This window comes from Eggerthella guodeyinii (genome assembly GCF_009834925.2).
In the GTDB taxonomy this organism is placed as follows: Bacteria; Actinomycetota; Coriobacteriia; order Coriobacteriales; family Eggerthellaceae; genus Eggerthella; species Eggerthella guodeyinii.
In genome coordinates this window covers 3,126,023-3,145,781 of the sequence record NZ_CP063310.1, presented here as the reverse complement: position 1 = coordinate 3,145,781, position 19,759 = coordinate 3,126,023, and the positions used below count along the sequence as shown (strand labels likewise).

Genomic DNA, 19,759 nt, shown 5'->3' with positions numbered 1-19,759 from the left:
CCGTCCGTACCACGCTTGCAGGATCGAGCATCCTCCCCACGCCCTTGGAACGGGAACGAGGTGTCGTACCATGCCTGCATTCGGAGAACGATCGTCGTGCGCCTATCCCGCATCGCTCGTGCTCATCGAGGCGCTGCCGCTGTGCCGCGTCGTCGCACCGGAATGGCCGGGGGAGGAGGTTCCGGACAGCGTCCCCCTGCTCGACGACGAGGTCGAAGCCGCGGCGGTGCCCGAGCGCCCCGCGCGCTGCGCCGCGGTCATGCCGTGCGCCGACGCGTTCGCGCTTCTGGAGGAGGTCGGCCATGTCGGATGGTAGCGCCTGGGAGCGAGAGGCGCTCACCGTCAAGCAGATCCCTCCGCTGCAAACGCTGCTGCGCTGCTGCGACGAGCGGCTGCTCATCCGCGCGATCGTCGAGGAGCATGCGGCGCGTGTCGGCGATTGGGATGAGCTTCCCGCGAAGAGGCGACGCGCGGTGGAGAAGCGCCTGTCGGCCACGATCGCCACGATGCGCGGCCTGCCGCTCGACAAGAAGCGCGCCCGGGGAACCCTGCTGCTGCCGGACGAGGCGTTCGTGCTGCATGCACGCAGCGGGTTGATCGAGCGGCGCGTGTCCGCCGCGCTCGTCGCGCTCGACGACGCGCCGTGCGCGCGCCGGGCGGTCGAGCGCGACGATGCTGCGGCACGCGGGCGCGCGCCCGACGCCGATCCGGTCGGGGAGGGGGAGGGGCCCCGCCCGCGCGCCTACACGCTCGACCCTTGGGAGCGCACGCTCGCCTGCCGGGTGTGGCTCGGCGGCCCGTGGTGCTGTCGGGAGCGCTACCTCGTGCTGGCCTCGGCGTTCTGGGAGATGACGTACCTCGGGTTCGAGTACGAGCGCGTCTGCGCGCGCCAGGCCGAGGAGAAGGCGCGCCGCCTGGTGGAGGAAGGCGCGCCCGCCGGGGGCGCCGCCTGCGGGTCGTCGACGGGCGCGCCGCGCTCGGCGGCCGACGAGCGGCAGTGGCGGGCGAGGGCGTACGGGCTCGCGGAGCCCGACCGGTTCGCGCTCGACTACCGTGATCGGCTGGCGGCGTGCGTCGCGCAGCTCAACGACCGGAGCCGGCGGGCGCTCTGGTTGCGGCTGCTCGACGTGGCGGAGCGCCTGGGGAAGGGCTGAGGGCTTCCGTCCCTCGGCCGCTCCACGGTCGCCCCTAGCCGCCCACGGTCGCCCCGCGGCCGCCACGGCCGTCCCCGGTCGCCCTCTCCTCGATCCCTCCCCGGTCCTCTCGGCCGTCCCTTCGTCGTTGTGGGATGTTACAACGGGGCCCGATGCGGATTGTAAGAGCGACCAAACCCCGTGCCGCCGCATCCCGGTATGCTGGGGATGCGATCAGGAAAGGAGGAGGTTGTCATGATGAACACCTTGAACGACCAGGCGGTGTCGGCTATGGCCGCGCTCCCGCTCGACGATCTGGCGTATTGCCTCAAGCTCGCGAAGCGGCTCGAGCGGCTCGGCGTCGACGGCGAGAGGGCCAGCAGCGCGCTGTGCGGGCTCATCGAGCGCGATGCTATTCCCGCATCGCGCTGACCTCGCCGTCCCCCGTCGCCCGTCCGCTCGCCGTGCCCCGGGGCGCGTGATGAAGGCGTCCGGCGGGCGAGAACGAGAAGAGGCGCCCCGCAGGCGCCTCTTCTCGTGGATATCGGGTGGTGCGTCGCGGTTAGTCGGCAACCTCGACGAGCGTGATCTCGAAGTTGAGGTCCTTGCCCGCCAGCTCGTGGTTCATGTCGAAGGTGGCGATGCCGTCCTCGATGGAGCGCACGAACACGGGGAAGGGCTGGCCGCCCGGGCCCATCATGTACACCGTCTGGCCGACGGGAAGCTGGTCGCCGTTCGGGATCTGGTCGACGGGAACCTGCTGCACCATGGCCTCATCGCGCTCGCCGTACGCTTCGGCGGCGGGGATGTGCACGGTCTTGGTGTCGCCCTGGGCCATGTCCTTCACGGCCGTATCGAAGCCGGGGATCATCTGGCCGGCCATGCAGGTGAACTCGATGGGTTCGCCGCGGTCGACCGAGGAGTCGAACTTCGAGCCATCATCGAGCGTGCCCGTGTAGTGGACCTTGACCTTCTTGCCTTCGTTGCTCATGAAGAGCTCCTTTCGAGAGAATGCAATGCTCCACAGTCTACCCGAGGGCCTCAGGCTTTCCGGTTCGCGCGGCAAACTTGCTCCAAGTCGCCATAAGTCCGTAACCCCTGCTGTACCGCCCGCTTGCACCGCCGGGCGTCTCCGCTCCCCAGACGCGCCGCAGCGCGCGCGACGCGCTTCGGGAGCGGAGACGCGTTCCTGCGCGCTCGCGCTTGTCTAGCGATCCGGCAGGTCGTACACGTCGAGCAGCGTGATCTCGAAGTTGAGGGCCTTCGCGATGGCCTCGTCGTTCATGTCGAACACGGCAAGCTCGTCGTCGAGCTCGACGAGGCGCGCGGGGAACGTCTGCCCGTCGGGCTGCTCGAGGTTCACCAGCTCGCCCACCACGAGCTTGACGTCGGCGGGTATCTTCGCGCGCTCCACCCTGATCACGCGTTCGTCGGTGTGCTCCTCCCACGCCTCGTTCGCGCCCACGTGCGCGCACCGCGTCTCGCCCACCGCCATGTCCCGCACCGTCTCGATGAACACCGGCGGCATCCATCCTTCGACGCAGGGGTACTCGATGGGCTGCTCGATCTGCTCGATGAACGTGGAGCCGTCGTCGAAGTAGCCGCGGTAGGCCACCTTCACCATGCGGTTCTCGTTGCTCACGCCTGCTCGCCCCGCTCCGCGAGGTCGGCCAGCGTCACGCGCCGCGCGACGAGGTCGGCGAGCGGCTCCAGGAATTCCCGCTCGTCGTCCGCCAGCCCGTGCTGGGCGATCTCCATCACGCGGTCGCACAGCGCGGCCGCGGGCTTGCCGTACACCTCGGCCTCGTAGCCGCGCGCCATGAGGTCGCCCTGGGCGGCCAGGTAGTCGGCGCGCCGCACGTCGGCGAACAGCTCGTCGAGCGCGTCGAGGCTCTCGGGCGCGTAGAACAGTCCCTTGATGAGCGCCGCGTAGGCGATGACGTAGGGGATGGGCATGGCGTCAGCCGGGCGGATCTCGATGTAGGTTTTCAGGCGAACGTCCGTGAAGAACATGGACACCGCATGCTCCACCTCGGCGCGCGTCATCGTGCGCGTGGCGTAGATGTCGCCGAACGTGCGGTCGGAGTAGCACCACTGCTCCTTGTGGCAGGGGATGAGGATGGCCACCGTGTCGAGGATGTACTCCGCGTAGCGGCGCAGGTCGAACGCGGGGTCCAGCACGTCGGGGACGAGGCCGCAGCGGTCGTTGTCCACGTGCTGCCAGATGTCCGTGCGCACCAGCTGATGCTCGCGCGGCTTGCCCTCGAAGGTGGGCGTGTTGTCGCTGATCAGCGACAACACCGGCACGAGCGCGAACGCCAGCCGCAGCTTGCGCAGGCAGTCGGCCGTGCTCGTGTAGTCGATGGACACCTGCGTCGACGCGCTGCCGCGCATCATGCAGGGGCCGTATGTGTCGCGCTCGCCCAGGTACAGGTTCATGAACTGGTAGCGGCGCTTCGGGATGAGCTCGAGCGAGCGCGCCGTGGCCGTGGGGTGGTAGCCCACCGGCAGCGCCCGCTCGCCCACGGGCTCGAGGATGGAGGCGAGGCGCTGCGCGAACCCGTCGAACGCCTCGCGCGCGGTGGCGAGGTCGGCGAAGGGGCCGGCGGACAGCTCGATCTGCGCCGCGGGCTCGATGGTGACGGCCTCGCTTTGGCGGGCGACGCCCAGAAGGTCGCCGTGCTCGTCGGTGGTGGTGCGCGGGTAGTCGGCCTCCAGCTGGTGCAGCACCCACGCCACGCCGTGCTCGCCGCTGTAGGAGACGGGGCTCAGGTCGTCGTGCACGACGATCTGCTCCAGCTCGATGCCCAGCTCGCCGGGGCCGCCGAAGGGTTTGATGCCGCTTTCGAAGTAGCTGACGATGGCGTTGATGTTGCTCTCGCGTGCGGGCTGCGACTGCCCGGTTGCGGCTGTTTTATTCATGTAGCAAGCTCCTGAACTTTGCGTGTCCTATGCAATCGTGCGTTACTTTGTATACAATACCGCTTTGGTCGCCGAGCATGTCGGCATGTCGGCAAATCCATATCGTTTCGCTGCCCTACTCGAAGACGAGGCCCGGTTTGGACGCTCACATCACAAAACGCACAGCGATCCTGCTGCTGCTCGATATCGTCGCGACGTACGCCGCTTACTGGCTTGCATCGTTGCTCACCGATGTCGAGGGTGAAGTGTTCGTCAACAACGAGATCTACTTCATGCTGGGCATCCTCGCGCTCATCAACGTGGCCGTGCTCGGCCTGTTCCACCTGTACAACAACCTCTGGGAGTACGCCAGCGTCGACGAGGCCATCCAGATCGTGCTGGCCGTCGTGCTGTCCACCCTGGTGGGCGCCGTGTTCCTGTGGATCATCGACGTGCGGCTTCCCATCCGCGTGTTCTTCGTCTCGTGCTTCATGCTCATATTCTTCATGGGCGGCATCCGCCTCGTGTTCCGCGTCATGCGCCAGAAGAAGCGCGTGCTGGCGTCCACGCAGCGCACGTGCGATCGCCCGCGCACGCTCGTGGTGGGCGCGGGGGAGACGGGCTCGCTGGCCATCGGCCGCATGGCCTCCAAGGACCCCCTCATGCCGGGCATCCCCATCGTGGCCACCGACGACGATCCCACGAAGTGCGGCTCGCGCATCCACGGCGTGAAGGTGGCCGGCACCACGAACGACATCGTCGAGCTCGTGGACCGCTACAACATCGACCAGATCGTCGTGGCCATCCCGTCCTCCACGCCCGAGGAGCGCAAGCGCATCTACGGCGAGTGCACGAAGACCGACTGCAAGCTGCGCACCCTGCCCAACGTGCGCGAGCTGTCGCTCGACGAGATCGGCGACGTGCGCCTGCGCGACGTCGACGTGGCCGACCTGCTGGGCCGCGAGGAGATCATCCTCAACACGCGCGCCGTGTCGGGCTACATCGCCGGCGAGACCGTGCTGGTCACGGGCGGCGGCGGCTCCATCGGCAGCGAGCTGTGCCGCCAGCTGTGCAAGGTGGCGCCCGCGCGCATCGTCATCTTCGACATGTACGAGAACGACGCCTACATGCTGCGCAACGAGCTGCTGGCCGAGTACGACGACATCGACCTGGTCATCGAGATCGGCAACGTGTGCGACGAGGCGCGCATCAACGAGGTGTTCGCGAAGTACCTGCCCGGCGCCGTGTTCCACGCGGCCGCCCACAAACACGTGCCCCTCATGGAGCAGTGCCCGCGCGAAGCGCTCCACAACAACGTGTTCGGCACGCTCAACGCCGTCCGCGCCGCCGACGCCTACGGGGCCGCGCGCTTCATCTTCATCTCCACCGACAAGGCCGTGAACCCCACGAGCGTCATGGGCGCCACGAAGCGCATGGGCGAGATGGTCATGCAGTACTACGCGCGCACGTCGAAGACCATCTTCTCGGCCGTGCGCTTCGGCAACGTGCTGGGCTCGAACGGCAGCGTCATCCCCGTGTTCCAGCGCCAGATCGCCGCGGGCGGCCCCATCACCGTCACCCATCCCGAGATCGAGCGCTTCTTCATGACCATCCCCGAGGCTTCGCGCCTCGTCATCCAGGCAGGCGGCATGGCGAAGGGCGGCGAGATATTCATCCTCGACATGGGCGAGCCGGTGAAGATCGTCGACTTGGCGAAGGGCCTCATCCAGCTGCAGGGCCTCACGCCCGACATCGACATCAAGATCGTGTTCACGGGCCTGCGCGAGGGCGAGAAGATGTACGAGGAGCTGCTCATGGACGAGGAGAGCACGCTGCCCACCGACAACCACTCCATCCTCATCTCCACCGGCCAGGAGATCAGCTACAACGAGGTGGCGGCGAAGCTCGACGAGCTGGAGGCCGCGCTCACCCTCACCGACGAAGAGGCCGTGCACGTGCTGGAGAAAACCGTCTGCACGTACTGCCACACCCCCAACAAGGCGTAGGGGAGAGAGCCGACGGGCGCCTGCGCGCTGCCCGGCGAACCCGCCTCGACTCGCCGCGCGATACGGTGCCGCGCGCTCGCTCTGCCGCGCGCATCGGCGCCCCGAAAACGCGCCTCAGGGCCCGTTTCCGTGTTTTTCGGGCGACGATGCGCCCGAGCGGGCCGCCAATTTGCGTTCGAATCTTGTCAAACGCGCGCATCTTTCATAGGATGGTCACCAGCATTCAAAACGCCTCAATTTTGTGCATACGCACAAATCGGAGGCGACGCAACGGCTTGAACGTCGCGTCCGCGCAGCGGACGACGGGTACGAAGGGGATCGACATGGCGATCACGACAGGCATCGTTGGAGCGGCCGGTTTCGCCGGCATCGAGTTGACCAGGCTCGCGTTGCGCCATCCCGACTTCGACCTCAAGGTGGTCACCTCCAACGAGCTGGCGGGCACGCCCGTGGCCGCGGAGTACCCCGGCTTCACGGGAGCCACCGACCTCGCCTTCACCACGCACGACGACCCCGCGCTCGACGCGTGCGACCTCGTGTTCCTCGCGGTGCCGCACACCGCGGCGCTCGCGATGGCGCCGCAGCTCGTCGCGCGCGGCGCGACGGTCGTCGACCTGTCGGCCGACTTCCGCCTGAAGGACCCCGCCGTCTACGAGCGCTGGTACGCCACGCCGCACACGGCCGTCGACCTGCTCGAACGCGCCGCCTTCGGCCTGCCCGAGCTGTTTCCCGACGATCTCGAGCGCGTCGCCGCCGCCTGCGCGGCGGGCGAGGGCGTGCTCGTCGCCTGCGCCGGCTGCTATCCCACGGCCACGTCGCTCGCGGCGGCGCCGGCCGTCCGCGCCGGGCTCGTGCGGCCCGACGCCGTCGTGGTCGTCGATGCCATCTCGGGCGTCACGGGCGCCGGCAAGAAGGCGTCGACGCGCACGCACTTCTGCTTCGCCGACGAGAACCTCGAGGCGTACGGCGTGGCCACGCACCGCCACACGCCCGAGATCGAGCAGATCCTCGGCCTCGAAGGCCGCCTCGTGTTCACCCCGCACCTCGCGCCGCTCAATCGCGGCCTGCTGTCCACCGTGAACCTGCCGCTCGCTCCCGACGCCCCCGCCGACGCGGGCGAGATCGTCGAGCTGTACCGGCGGTTCTACGCGGACGACCCGTTCGTGCACGTGCTGCCGTCCGGCACCATGCCGAAGACGTCGTCGGTGGCGGGCACGAACTACGCGCACGTGGGCCTCGCCGTCAACGCGACGGCGCGCATGCTCGTGGCCGTGGGCGCGATCGACAACCTGGGCAAGGGCGCGGCCAGCCAGGCCGTGCAATGCGCGAACGCGGTGCGGGGCCTGCCCCAGACCCGCGGGCTCGAACCGATCTCCGTCCCGGTGTAAAGGGCCGCATCCGTCCGCAACGAGAAAGAAGCCGCTATGACCGACCAACAGATCGCCGAACCGCACCCCGCCTGTGACGGCGTGACGGCGGCGCGCGGGTTCCGCGCGACCGGCGTGCACGCGGGCTTCCGCAAGGACCCCGAGCGCCGCGACCTCGCGCTCGTGGTCGCCGACGAGCCGTGCGCGTGCGCGGCCGTGTTCACGCAGAACGTGTTCTGCTCGGCGCCCGTCACCGTGTCGCGCGAGCATCTCGAAGGCGTGGGCTACGGCACCGCGCGCGCCGTGGTGGTGAACTCGGGCAACGCGAACGCCGCCACGGGCGAGCCGGGGCTCGAGGCCGCCCGCGAGACGGCGCGCATCGCGGGCGACGCGGTGGGCTGCCCTGCCTCCGAGGTGCTCGTCGCCTCGACGGGCGTCATCGGCGTGCAGCTGCCCCTGGCCCCGTTCGGAACCGGCCTGCCGGCGGCGGTGTCGCTGCTGTCGGCCGCCGGCGGAGCCGACGCGGCGCGGGCCATCATGACCACCGACACGTGCCCGAAGGAGGCCGCCGCCACGTTCTCGGGCGACGGCGTGGGCTACGACGGCTGCACGTTCACGGTGGGCGGCATGGCCAAGGGCTCGGGCATGATCATGCCGAACATGGCCACGATGATCTCCGTCCTCACCACCGACGCGCCGGTGGCTCCGAACGCGCTGCACGAGGCCCTCGTGCGTGCCGTGGGCCGCAGCTTCAACAAGGTGACGGTGGACTCCGATACGTCCACGAACGATTCCTGCTTCCTCTTCGCCAGCGGCGACGCGGCGCCGGCGGGCGCGGGCGCGTTCGACCCGGACGGCCCGGCCTTCGCCCGCTTCGAGGCCGCGCTGACGAGCGTCTGCGAAACGCTCGCCCGCATGATGGCGGCCGACGGGGAAGGGGCCTCGCGCCTCGTCACCGTGCACCTGACGGGTGCCGCCAACGACGCGGACGCCGACCTCGCGGCCCGCGCCGTGGCGAACTCGCCGCTCGTGAAGACGGCCATCTGCGGCCACGACGCGAACTGGGGCCGCATCGCCATGGCCATCGGCAAGTCGGGAGCGTCGTTCAGGCAGGAAGACGCGTCCATCGACATCATGGGCCTGCCCGTGTGCCGAGGCGGGCTCGCGCAGGCGTTCGACGAGGACGAGGCGCTGCGCCGTTTCGAGCAGCCCGAGATCGTCATCGACGTCGACCTCGGCGCAGGCGAGGCGGAAACCACGGTTTGGACGTGCGATTTCACGCACGAATACATCACGATCAACGGAGACTATCGCTCATGAAGTACGCGAAGGACACGCGCCCGAAAGGCGTATCGCACAAAGCGGCGGAAGTGCTCGTCGAAGCGCTTCCCTGGATCAAGAACATCACCGGCAAAACCGTCGTCATCAAGTACGGCGGCTCGGCCATGGTGGACGCGCAGCTGCGCGCCGACGTGATGAACGACATCGTGCTGCTGAAGATCGTCGGCGTGAACCCCGTCATCGTGCACGGCGGCGGCAAGGCCATCACCGAGGCCATGGAGCTCATGCAGTTCCCCGTGGAGTTCAAGGACGGCCAGCGCGTCACCACGCCCGAGGCCATGGACCTCGTGCGCACCGTGCTCATGGGCAAGGTGAACCAGGAGCTCGTCGAGGCGCTCAACGAGCACGGCAACTTCGCCGTGGGCGTGAGCGGCGCCGACGCGGGCGTCATCGTGGCCGAGCAGGCCAGCCCCGACCTGGGTCGCGTGGGGCGCATCACGCGCATCAACAGCCCGCTTTTGGACGACCTCGTGGCCGGCGACTACATCCCCGTCGTGGCCTCGGTGGCGCTCGGCGAGGACGGCGGCTTCTACAACGTGAACGCCGACATGGTGGCGGGCCACATCGCGGCCGCCATCGGCGCGCACAAGGTGGTGTTCCTCACCGACGTGGACGGCCTGTACGAGAACTTCGAGAACAAGGACTCGCTCATCTCGAATCTCACGCTGTTCGAGGCGCAGTACATGGTGGAGAACAACATCGTGTCCACCGGCATGATCCCGAAGCTGAAGTCGTGCATCCACGCGCTGGATTCGGGCGTGTTCCGCGCCCACATCATCAACGGCATCACGCCGCACTCGCTGCTGCTGGAGCTTCTGACCAGCACCGGCGTGGGCACCACGATGCACTCGACGGAGGAGTCCTGCGCGTTCGACACGCACCCGCTGGGCAACTTCGCCTCCAAGCTGCTGGAGAACCGCCAGCACGCCGCGGGCGCCACGCCGAACACCAAGGGCTACTAAGGGAAACGAAAGAAGGACGATCATGGGCTTCATCGAGGAACGGCAGCTTGAATCCACCTACGTCATGGGCACGTACGCCCGCAAGCCGGTGGAGCTCGTGCGCGGGCGCGGCATGCAGGTGGAGGACGCGGAGGGGCGCACGTACCTCGACTTCGTCTCGGGCGTGGGCGCGGTGAGCCTGGGCCACTGCCACCCGGCGCTCGTGTCGGCCCTCGAGGAGCAGGCGCGCACGCTCGTCCACGTGAGCAACTACTACTACATCGAGCACCGCGGCGAGGTGGCGAAGCTCGTGTCCGACCTGCTGAACGAGCGCGTCGCCGATGACGAGCGCGAGCCGTGGCAGAGCTTCTTCTCCAACTCGGGCGCCGAGGCGAACGAGTGCGCCTTCAAGCTGGCGCGCCTGCATGCCAAGAAGCGCGCGATGGCCGCGGCCGAGGCCGCCGGCGCCGACGAGGAGGCCGTGCACGCCGCCTCGCTGAACGCGCCGCGCGTCATCGTCACGCTCGACGCCAGCTTCCACGGCCGCACGCTGGCCACGCTGGCCGCCACGGCGCAGCCCGCCAAGCAGGAGGCGTTCCAGCCCCTGCCCGACGGCTTCATCCGCACGCCCCTCAACGACGTCGCGGCGCTCGAGGCGTTGTTCGCCAGCCAGGGCGACGCCGTCTGCGCCGTCATGGTGGAATGCGTGCAGGGCGAGAGCGGCGTGCATCCGTGCACCCCCGAGTTCCTGGCCGCGGTGCGCCGCCTCACCGCGGAGCGCGGCGCGCTGTTCATGTGCGACGAGATCCAGTGCGGCATGTACCGCTGCGGCACGTACCCCTTCGGGTTCCAGCACTTCGGCGTCACGCCCGACGTGGTGACCATCGCCAAGGGCATCGCCTCGGGCTTCCCCATGGGCATGTGCGCGGCGCGCGCCCAGGTGGCCGCCTCGTTCGACGCCGGCGACCACGGTTCCACGTTCGGCGGCAGCTGTCTGGCCGTCGCGGCGGCGGAGGCCACCGTGAAGGCGCTTGCCGCCGAGAACGCCGCCGAGAACGCCGAGCGCGTGGGCGCCTACCTGCGCGCGCAGCTGGCGACGCTGCCGCGGGTGGAAGAGGTGCGCGGCCTCGGGCTCATGGTGGCCGTGGACCTCGCCGAGGACGCGAGCGCTCCCGACGTGGTGCTGGCCGGCCTCGATGCGGGCCTGCTGCTCAACTACACGGGTCCGCGCACGCTGCGCTTCCTGCCGCCGCTCGTGTGCTCGACGGAGGATGTGGACGTGCTGGTGGAGAAGCTCGGCGCGCTGCTGGCCGCCGCCTGACGGCGACGCCGAGCGCGCGGCGGGGCGTTCCGCCGAAAATCTTTCTGCACTTTTTGAAATTCTGGGTACGGAACGCCCACCGATGAGGTACTATTTAATGCATATTTTCGCCGGGTCTTGCGCAATTCTGCATACCCCGCGAAGGTGCTTGTGATCGGAACCGTATGTGATCGTTCTCGGACGGGAACAGAGAGTATCGAGGGCATGAGGAAACGTCAACAACGGCACGACATCATTCGCGACATCATTCGCGAACATAATGTCAAGACGCAGCGCGATCTCGCTAATCAGCTGCAAGCCGCTGGGTACGAGTGCACTCAAGCCACGATCTCCCGCGACATCATGGACATGGGCCTGGTGAAGTCCCGCGAGGGCTATTACGTTCTCCCCGAGGAAATGCGGCTCCAACGGATGGTTTCCGAATTGGTTGAAGAGGTGCACGTGGCAGGCAATATGGTCGTAGTGAAGACGTTCTCCGGCGGAGCTGCCGGCGTCTCTGCTGCGCTCGATAAGGCCAGCCTGCGCGGTGCATTGGGCACGGTGGCTGGCGACAACACGATCATGATCGCGGCGGAGAGCCCTGAGGCTGCCGTCGAAGTTGAGCGCGCCATCGACCGACTGCGACGACGCTAGTCGTCGACTATATTTCTTGGCAGGGATGCTTTTCTCCCTGCACTCACCCCCACGCTTAGTACAAGCAGCAGCGTCCGAGCCGCCCGGCTCCGACGTTCGCCACCACGAAAAGCCGTGGTGCGCACGATGGTAACCTGTGCGGCATGCGCCGTATAAGGTTCGCGTAGCCGCATCATGACCGGGCATCCCATACCAACCAAACACGGGGAAGGACCCTACCATGACTCAGCAGACCCAGCAGACCCAGCAGAAGGACAAAGCGGTACTGGCGTATTCCGGCGGACTGGACACGTCCGTGTGCATCAAGTGGCTTCAGGAAGAGAAGAACCTCGACGTCATCGCCGTGGTCGGCGACGTAGGGCAGGAGCACGAGGGCCTCGAGAAGATCAAACAGAAGGCGTTGAAAACCGGCGCCGTGGAGTGCCTGGTCGTGGACATGCGCGACGTGTTCGCCCAGGACTACCTGTCCAAGGCGCTGGCGGCCAACGCCATGTACGAGAACAAGTACCCGCTCGTGTCCGCGCTGTCCCGGCCGCTGATCTCCAAGCACCTCGTGGACGCCGCGCACAAGTTCGGCGCGAAGTACATCGCGCACGGCTGCACGGGCAAGGGCAACGACCAGGTGCGCTTCGAGGCGAGCATCCTCATGCTCGATCCGGACATCGAGATTATCGCCCCGGTGCGCGAATGGGACCTGCACACTCGTCCCGAGGAGATCGACTGGGCCATCGCGCACGGTATCGACGTGCCGGCCACGAAGAAGTCGCCGTACTCCATCGACGACAACCTGTGGGGCCGGGCCATCGAGTGCGGCATCCTCGAGGACCCCTGGATGGAGCCGCCTTCGGACATCTACACGATGACGGCCGACCCCACCGAGGCGCCCGATGAGCCGCAGTACGTGGAACTCGAGTTCGCGCGCGGCCTGCCGTACGCCATCGACGGCAACCAGAAGAGCTTCCTCGGCATCATCTACGCGCTCAACGAGATCGCCGGCAAGCACGGCTACGGACGCATCGACATGATCGAGAACCGGCTCGTGGGCGTGAAGAGCCGCGAGTGCTACGAGGTGCCGGGCGCGCTGTCGCTGATCCAGGCGCACAAGGCGCTCGAGGACCTCGTGCTCGAGCGCGAGGTGCTGCACTTCAAGCTGGGCATGGAGCAGGAGTGGGCGAAGTGCGTGTACAACGGCCAGTGGTTCTCGCCGCTCAAGGAGGCCCTCGACGCGTTCCTCGCCTCCACGCAGCGCTGCCTGGCCGGCACGGTGAAGCTCAAGTTCTACAAGGGCTCCTGCACGGTGGTGGGCCGGAAGAGCGCCTACTCGCTGTACGACTACGCGCTGGCTACCTACGACAAGGACGACTCGTTCGACCATGCGGCGGCCAAGGGCTTCATCCAGCTGCAGACGCTGTCGGCGAAGACGTGGGCCTCGAACCGTCGGCAGGAGGGCGCGCCGGCCGAGCTGTTCGACGCGCAGAAGAAGGTCGGCCCGCTGACGAGGGGCAAGTACGAGGACGTCACGCCGGTGGGCCAGGCGGCCGTTGCGGCGCAGGCCTCCCTCATCGAAGAAGCGGAAGCGGCCCTGCAGGGCGCGCCCGAGAAGGCGTAAGGGGATATCATGGCTTTGTGGTCGGGCAGGTTCACCGAGAACGTGAGCGAGTTCACCCAGCGCTTCGGGGCGTCGCTGCCGGTTGATCAGGCGCTGTACGCGCAGGATATCGCCGGGTCGCAGGCGCACGCGCGCATGCTGGCGAAGGCGGGCGTCATCGAGCCCGCCGATGCCGCGGCCATCGTCGACGGGCTCGATCGCGTGAAAGCGCGCATCGAGGCGGGCGATTTCGCGTTCGACATCAACGACGAGGACATCCACATGTCCGTGGAGCGCGCGCTCATCGCCGACATCGGCGACGCGGGGGCGCGCCTGCACACGGGCCGCAGCCGCAACGACCAGGTTGCCACCGACACGCGCCTGTTCGCCAAGCAGCGCTGCAGCGATCTCATGGCGGCGAACGTGGCCCTGCGCAGCGCGCTCGTCGCGCAGGCCGAGGCGCACTTCGACGTCATCCTGCCCGGCTACACCCATATGCAGCACGCCCAGCCGGTGCTGTTCTCGCACCATATGCTGGCCTACGTGTGGATGCTCACGCGCGATTTCGAGCGCCTGGCCGCCGCGCGCACGGCGGCCGACGCGAGCCCGCTCGGCTCGGCGGCGCTCGCGGGCACGACGTATCCGCTCGATCGGCAGATGACGGCGGCGGAGCTCGGCTTCTCTACCGTCATCCCGAACTCGCTCGACGCCGTGTCCGACCGCGACTTCCTGCTCGACCTGTCGTACGCGTGCAGCGTGTCGTGCATGCACCTGTCGCGCCTGTGCGAGGAGATCGTGCTGTGGTCCAGCTCGGAGTTCGCGTTCATCGAGCTGTCCGACGCGTTCTCCACGGGATCGTCCATCATGCCGCAGAAGAAGAACCCCGACTTCGCCGAGCTCATCCGCGGCAAGACGGGCCGCGTCGTGGGCGACCTCGTGGCGCTGCTGGTCACCATGAAGGCGCTGCCGCTGGCGTACAACAAGGACCTCCAGGAGGACAAGGAGGGCGCCATCGACGCGGCCAAGACGCTCGAGGACTGCCTCGTGTGCGCGGCCGGCATGATCGAGACGATGCGCGTGGTGCCCGAGGCCATGATGGCGCAGGCGAAAAAGGGCTACCTGGCGGCCACCGACGTGGCCGACTACCTGGCCAAGAAGGGGATGCCGTTCAGGCGCGCCCACGAGGTGGTGGGGCACCTCGTGCTCGTGTGCGAGCAACGCGGCTGCGACCTGGACGATTTGACGCTGACCGACTTCAAGGCCGAGAGCGACCTGTTCGAAGAGGACATCACCGCGTCGCTCGACGTGGCGAGCATCGTGGCCGCCCGCACCACCGAGGGCGGCACCGGCCATGCGGCGGTGCGCGTGCAGCTGGCGCTCGCGCAGGAAGCGCTCGCGGCCGACGTGGCGGCGCTCGAGGGGTAGAGCGACGCGCAGGGAGCGCGCGAGGGGAGCGTACGAGGGAGCGGGGCGCGTGCCGAAGGGTGCGCGTCCCGTGCGTTTCAACGGAGTTTTGAGCCTCCGACCGGGCATTTCTCGTTATGACCTTTTTCCAACAAACTTATGTTCTTTCACGGGTGGCAACGACCCGATGTTACAATGGGCGAAGTTTTTTTGGAGGTGACACGTGGCTTCACGTTCGATAAAGAATCGGCCGGGGATCAAAAAAAAGCATCCGTCCATCGGCTTTCTCATGGTGTTCACGGTTATTTTGGCCGTGATCGTTGCAGGCTGTTCGGGCATCTACGCCCTTGGTTCGTCGTGGATCGGCGACCTCGAGGACTACGACGTATCCGACGCCACCCAACTCAATTCGTCGCTGCCGTCCGTCGTTCTGGCGAGCGACGGCACGCAGCTCGCGCGCTTCCAGGTGGAGTACCGCGACCCGGTTGAGCTCGACGAGATCAGCGACTACGTGCTGGAAGGCACGGTGGCCACCGAGGACGAGCGCTTCTACGAGCACGGCGGGTTCGACCTCGCCGGCATCGCCCGCGCGGTGTACGTCAACCTCACCGGCTCGGGCAAGGAGGGCGCGTCCACCATCACGCAGCAGTACGTGCGCAACACCATCCTCGCCGACGAGATGACCGACATCTCGTTCAAGCGCAAGGTGCGCGAGATGTACCTGTCCGTCAAGATGGAGGAGCAGTACTCCAAGGACGAGATCCTGCTCATGTACCTCAACACCATCAACTACGGCTCGGGTGCCTACGGCATCCAGGCCGCGTCGCAGCGCTACTTCTCGAAGGACGCGAGCGAGCTGACGCTGGCCGAGGCGGCCACGCTCATCGGCATCCCCCAGTCGCCGACGTACAACAACCCCTTTTACGGCGATGGCAGCAACTGCCTGAACCGTCGCAACCTCGTGCTCGACCGCATGCTGTCGAACGGCTACATCACGCAGGAGGAGCACGATGCGGCCCAGGCCGAGGAGATCGTGCTCAACCCCACCGAAACGACGGTGGACGGCCTGGAGCAGTACCCGTACTTCGCAAGCTACGTGCGCGACCTGCTCATGGACGAGGACGGCGACTACCGCTACTCCGAGGACGAGATCTTCAAGGGCGGCCTCACCATCCAGACGACGCTCGACGTGAGCACCCAGGAAGCCGCGGAAGCCGCCGTGAGGGAGAAGCGCGACAACCTTGCCGATTCCGATTTCGAGCTGTCCGCCATCAACGGAGCGCTCGTGGCCATCGAGCCCGACACGGGGTACATCAAGGCGATGGTGGGCGGCGACAATTGGGAGACCGAGAAATACAACCTGGCTACCGGTGAGCGGGGTGTCGATAAGCCTGGTCGCCCCTGCGGCTCCTCGTTCAAGGTGTTCACGCTCATCGCGGCGCTCGAAGCGGGTATCAGCCCTCAGACGATGATCGATTGCACCTCGCCAGCAACCATTCCCAACACCGAATACGGTAAGACCATTCCGGCGTTGGAGAACATCAACAACACCAATTACGGCACCCGCTCCATTCAGCGCGCGTTCGCGGTGTCGTCGAACACGGGTTTTGTGCGTCTCGAAATGGCGCTTGGCGCCGATAAGGTTGTCGATACGGCTAAGAAGATGGGGATCACCTCGACGTTGGAGCCGAATGCTTCGTTGACGCTCGGTACGCAGAACGTGACCATGCTCGACATGGCGACGGCGTATGCGATCATCGCAAACGGCGGTGTGCGCGTCGATCCCACGCCCATCCTCACCATCACGAATTCGAAGGGCGAGGTGATCGTCGACAACACCACGCCCGACACCGAGCTTTCGAAGACGCATGCGACGCAGGTTATCTCGCCTGAGGTTGCTCACGCTGCCACCGAGGTCATGAAGAGCGTCGTGAACACCTCCGAGGGCACGGGCCAGAAAGCGGCTTTGCCGAACGGCCAGGTGGTTGCTGCGAAGACGGGTACGAGCGAGAGCTACAAGGACATCACGTTCTGCGGTATCACGCCGCAGATGTCGGTTGCCATCTGGTTCGGGGATCCGAACAACGAAGTGTCGCTTCCTACGAGCACCGGTGCGGACGATGTGTTCAGCAGCTTCATGGGCGTCGTGCTCAGCGGGCAGCCGACGGAAGAGTTCCCGCAGGCGTCCGATCCGGCGTACAAGACTTTTTCCGATGCGACGTATCATATCGGCGGGTATTCGAGCTCGTCTGACAAGAGCACCGGCACTCAAGATAGCGAAAACGAGGGAACGGACAACAAGTCCGACGGCACCCAGGACAAGAACACGGACAAGCCGTCGGACAATGGCACGACTCCGACGCCCGATCCGACTCCGACGCCGACCCCGGACCCCGATCCGACGCCGACGCCCGATCCCGAACCAACACCCGACCCCGATCCGACGCCAACGCCTGATCCCGACCCTGGCACCAAGCCCGCCGCCGTTTCGATGTCTCTTGATTTGTGGGCTCGGAAACCGTTCTGATACGATCGCCCCGCATGCGCGGCGCGCGGCGGGGCGAACCGCTACGATAGTTCAACGATGATTCGATGCAAGAGAGCAGGTACGACATGAAACATACGAGATTCGCCAAGGTGCTCGTCGCCATGTTCGCGGGCGTTTTGATGGTGGCGGCCTTGGGCGGATGCGCGCAGCAGGATACGGCTGCCACGCAGCAGCAATCCGAGAACCGTCAGTACATGACGCAGGTCAATCAGACGATGGAGGACCTGAAGACGCGCCTCGAGAGCTTCACCGACGCGGTGTCGCGCGGCGACGTGGTGGGCATGCGCACGCAGGCCGACAACGCGTTCAAGGCCATCGACGACCTGAACAACATCAACGTCCCCGACGCCCTCAAGGACATCCAGAAGGAATACGTCGACGGCACGGCCGACCTCAAGGATGCGCTGAATTCCTACATCGACCTGTACACGGAGATCGACAGCGCCACCGAGGAGCAGCCGTTCGACTACTCCACGTACGATCAGCGCATCCAGGATATCAAGACGAAGTACGACGAGGGCATCGGCAAGCTCCAGTCCGGCGACAACAAAGCCAGCGAGCTGCCCGAATAGACCCAGATCGACCTTGTGCGAACAAAGGCAGCCTCGGGCTGCCTTTTCTTTTTCCCGCCGCCCACGTCGTCCTTCCGGTTCCGTGCGCGGTTGCGGTCGTGTTAATTCTGCGCTTGCGATCGGGGGGTTCGGGGGCGAAGGGTATAATGGAAAAGGAGAATAGCATCTGTTTTCCCACATGAGGACGAGGAGCGAGCGGTGAGCGAAAAGACGCAGGGAGCGAGAAACATCGCCGAAGAGGCATTCGGCAACGAGCGCAAGTTCAAGCAGCTGGTGGATGCGCTGTCGGGCCCGTCGCGACGCGAGCGCCAGAACGCCGCAGCGGCGCTGTCCTTCTTCGCGAAGGACCACCCCGACCTGATGATCCCGTTCGGCACCGCCGTCATCGACGCGCTCAACCGCCCCGAGGCGCAGACGCGTTGGGAATGCCTCGACATCCTGACCACAATGGTCGACCACGACTCCCGCACGTGCGACAAGGCGGTTCCCGGAGCCGAGACGGCGCTGTTCGACGAGGAGAGCGGCCCGGTGCGCCTAGCGGCCATGCGCTTCCTCTGCAAGCTGGGCGCCACGACCGAGAACCGCTCGGAGCGGGTGTGGCCCCTCATCGACGAGGCGATCCAGTGCTACCACGGCGACCTGGAATTCCAGGACATGCTCGTGTCGGTCATCGACTTTTCGGCCGGCAAGCTGGCGCCCTCCGTGAAGGACGAGCTGGGCGTGCGTATGGCGTTCGACGCGTCCAACGGCCGCGGGCCGCTCAAGCGCCGCGCGCAGCAGATCATCGACAACGTGCAGAAGTAGTTCGCGCACGATTTCCAACGGGCCCTTCGGCCCGTTTTCCGTCGCCCCGGCAGGGGTGGGGCGCGGGTACCGGTTGAACAATTGCAGAAGGAGAGAACATGGCATCGCATACCGTGACCCTCATACCCGGTGACGGCATCGGCCCGGAGACGACGGCCGCCATGCGGCGGGTCGTGGAGGCGAGCGGCGCCGATATCGCGTGGGAGGTCGCCGAGGCGGGCGCGCACCTCATGGAGGAGCACGGCACGCCGCTGCCCGCATCCACCGTCGAAGCCGTCAAGCGGAACAAGGTGGCCATCAAGGGCCCCATCACCACGCCGGTGGGCACGGGCTTCCGCAGCGTGAACGTGGCGCTGCGCAAGGCGCTCGACCTGTACGTGTGCCTGCGCCCCGTGCTGTCCATCCCGGGGGCGGGCGGCCGCTACGACGACGTCGACCTCGTCATCGTGCGCGAGAACTCCGAGGACCTGTACGCGGGCGTCGAGTTCGAGGCGGGCTCCGCAGCCGCGCGCAAGCTCATCGCGCTGTGCGAGGAGGAGGGCGCCGGCACCATCCGCCCCGATTCCGGCATCTCCATCAAGCCGATCTCGACGGCGGCCTCCGAGCGCATCGTGCGCTACGCGTTCGACTACGCCGAGAAGCACGGGCGCGCCCAGGTGACCGCGGTGCACAAGGCCAACATCATGAAGTACACCGACGGCCTGTTCCTGCGCGCGGCGCGCGACGTGGCGGCCGCGCGCGAGGGCGGCATTGCGTTCGACGAGCGCATCGTCGACGCGTTCTGCATGAACATGGTGGCGGATCCCGCGCAGTTCGACGTGGTGGTGTTCCCGAACCTGTACGGCGACATCGCCAGCGACCTGGCCGCGGGCCTCGTGGGCGGCCTCGGCATCGCGCCGGGGGCGAACATCGGCGACGAGTACGCCGTGTTCGAGGCGGTGCACGGCTCGGCTCCCGACATAGCGGGGCAGAACAAGGCCAACCCCACGGCGCAGGTGCTGTCGGCGGCCATGATGCTCGACCACTTGGGCGAGCTCGAGGCGGCCGAGCGCATCCGCCGGGCGGTGCGCGCGGTGTACGCCGAGGGCGCGTGCCTGACGGGGGACATTCGCAAGGCAACCGGCTGCGACCGGCCGGCGGCAAGCTGTACGGAATTCACCGATGCCCTGATCGCGGCCATCGGAACGTTGGAGTAAGGAG

18 protein-coding genes are annotated in these 19,759 nt (G+C 67.0%); 15 read left to right on the top strand and 3 right to left on the bottom strand.

The genetic code is table 11. From position 1 onward, the window contains the following. Window positions 1–70 precede the first annotated feature (70 nt). From GS424_RS13360 to GS424_RS13350, 3 genes are all read left to right on the top strand, one after another. Window positions 71–316 carry a hypothetical protein gene (locus tag GS424_RS13360; RefSeq protein WP_160942580.1) on the top strand — a complete coding sequence of 82 codons (246 nt, stop codon included), beginning with the start codon at window positions 71–73 and terminating at the stop codon, window positions 314–316. Continuing rightward, on the top strand, window positions 303–1,154 hold the full coding sequence (locus tag GS424_RS13355; protein WP_160942581.1) for a hypothetical protein: 852 nt from the start codon (window positions 303–305) through the stop codon (window positions 1,152–1,154). Before GS424_RS13360 ends, GS424_RS13355 begins: the two co-directional genes overlap by 14 nt. A gap of 234 nt (window positions 1,155–1,388) precedes the next feature. Beyond that, a complete protein-coding gene (locus GS424_RS13350) occupies window positions 1,389–1,565 on the top strand; it encodes a hypothetical protein (RefSeq protein ID WP_193666525.1) in 177 nt (58 codons plus the stop codon). A 130-nt stretch (window positions 1,566–1,695) separates the two neighbouring features. On the opposite strand, the gene GS424_RS13345 is transcribed toward GS424_RS13350, so the two are convergent. The 3 genes from GS424_RS13345 to GS424_RS13335 form a co-directional block, all read right to left on the bottom strand. Continuing rightward, on the bottom strand, window positions 1,696–2,124 hold the full coding sequence (locus GS424_RS13345) for an FKBP-type peptidyl-prolyl cis-trans isomerase (protein WP_154333666.1): 429 nt from the start codon (window positions 2,122–2,124) through the stop codon (window positions 1,696–1,698). A 216-nt stretch (window positions 2,125–2,340) separates the two neighbouring features. After that, a complete protein-coding gene (locus GS424_RS13340; RefSeq protein WP_160942582.1) occupies window positions 2,341–2,775 on the bottom strand; it encodes an FKBP-type peptidyl-prolyl cis-trans isomerase in 435 nt (144 codons plus the stop codon). Next, window positions 2,772–4,055: a glutamate-cysteine ligase family protein gene (locus GS424_RS13335; protein ID WP_160942583.1), complete on the bottom strand. Its 1,284-nt coding sequence runs from the start codon at window positions 4,053–4,055 to the stop codon at window positions 2,772–2,774. Before GS424_RS13335 ends, GS424_RS13340 begins: the two co-directional genes overlap by 4 nt. 137 nt (window positions 4,056–4,192) lie before the next feature. Between GS424_RS13335 and GS424_RS13330 the strand changes: the two genes are divergently transcribed. The 12 genes from GS424_RS13330 to GS424_RS13275 all read left to right on the top strand — a co-directional run bounded on the left by GS424_RS13330 (window position 4,193) and on the right by GS424_RS13275 (window position 19,755). Next, the gene (locus GS424_RS13330; protein WP_160942584.1) at window positions 4,193–6,040 is read left to right on the top strand and encodes a polysaccharide biosynthesis protein; all 1,848 of its coding nucleotides are present in this window, start codon (window positions 4,193–4,195) and stop codon (window positions 6,038–6,040) included. Between the two features lie 323 nt (window positions 6,041–6,363). Continuing rightward, a complete protein-coding gene (gene argC, locus GS424_RS13325; protein ID WP_160942585.1) occupies window positions 6,364–7,428 on the top strand; it encodes an N-acetyl-gamma-glutamyl-phosphate reductase in 1,065 nt (354 codons plus the stop codon). Between the two features lie 36 nt (window positions 7,429–7,464). Then, window positions 7,465–8,727, top strand: a complete 1,263-nt coding sequence (argJ, locus tag GS424_RS13320; RefSeq protein ID WP_160942586.1) for a bifunctional glutamate N-acetyltransferase/amino-acid acetyltransferase ArgJ — start codon at window positions 7,465–7,467, stop codon at window positions 8,725–8,727. Continuing rightward, window positions 8,724–9,710 (top strand): acetylglutamate kinase, encoded by a 987-nt coding sequence (gene argB, locus GS424_RS13315; RefSeq protein ID WP_154333671.1) that lies wholly within the window; start codon window positions 8,724–8,726, stop codon window positions 9,708–9,710. Before argJ ends, argB begins: the two co-directional genes overlap by 4 nt. 22 nt (window positions 9,711–9,732) lie before the next feature. Further along, a complete protein-coding gene (locus GS424_RS13310; protein ID WP_160942587.1) occupies window positions 9,733–11,010 on the top strand; it encodes an aminotransferase class III-fold pyridoxal phosphate-dependent enzyme in 1,278 nt (425 codons plus the stop codon). A gap of 204 nt (window positions 11,011–11,214) precedes the next feature. Next, the gene (locus GS424_RS13305) at window positions 11,215–11,643 is read left to right on the top strand and encodes an arginine repressor (protein ID WP_009305040.1); all 429 of its coding nucleotides are present in this window, start codon (window positions 11,215–11,217) and stop codon (window positions 11,641–11,643) included. Window positions 11,644–11,863: 220 nt separating this feature from the next. After that, a complete protein-coding gene (locus tag GS424_RS13300) occupies window positions 11,864–13,252 on the top strand; it encodes an argininosuccinate synthase (RefSeq protein ID WP_160942588.1) in 1,389 nt (462 codons plus the stop codon). Window positions 13,253–13,261: 9 nt separating this feature from the next. Further along, window positions 13,262–14,656 (top strand): argininosuccinate lyase, encoded by a 1,395-nt coding sequence (gene argH, locus GS424_RS13295; protein WP_160942589.1) that lies wholly within the window; start codon window positions 13,262–13,264, stop codon window positions 14,654–14,656. 268 nt (window positions 14,657–14,924) lie between these two features. Continuing rightward, window positions 14,925–17,162: a transglycosylase domain-containing protein gene (locus tag GS424_RS13290; RefSeq protein ID WP_244977552.1), complete on the top strand. Its 2,238-nt coding sequence runs from the start codon at window positions 14,925–14,927 to the stop codon at window positions 17,160–17,162. Between the two features lie 86 nt (window positions 17,163–17,248). Continuing rightward, window positions 17,249–17,755, top strand: a complete 507-nt coding sequence (locus tag GS424_RS13285) for a hypothetical protein (protein ID WP_160942591.1) — start codon at window positions 17,249–17,251, stop codon at window positions 17,753–17,755. Between the two features lie 198 nt (window positions 17,756–17,953). Next, window positions 17,954–18,559 carry a HEAT repeat domain-containing protein gene (locus tag GS424_RS13280; RefSeq protein WP_160942592.1) on the top strand — a complete coding sequence of 202 codons (606 nt, stop codon included), beginning with the start codon at window positions 17,954–17,956 and terminating at the stop codon, window positions 18,557–18,559. 98 nt (window positions 18,560–18,657) lie between these two features. After that, entirely contained in the window at window positions 18,658–19,755 is a 1,098-nt protein-coding gene (locus GS424_RS13275) for an isocitrate/isopropylmalate dehydrogenase family protein (protein WP_160942593.1), read from the top strand. Window positions 19,756–19,759 lie beyond the last annotated feature (4 nt).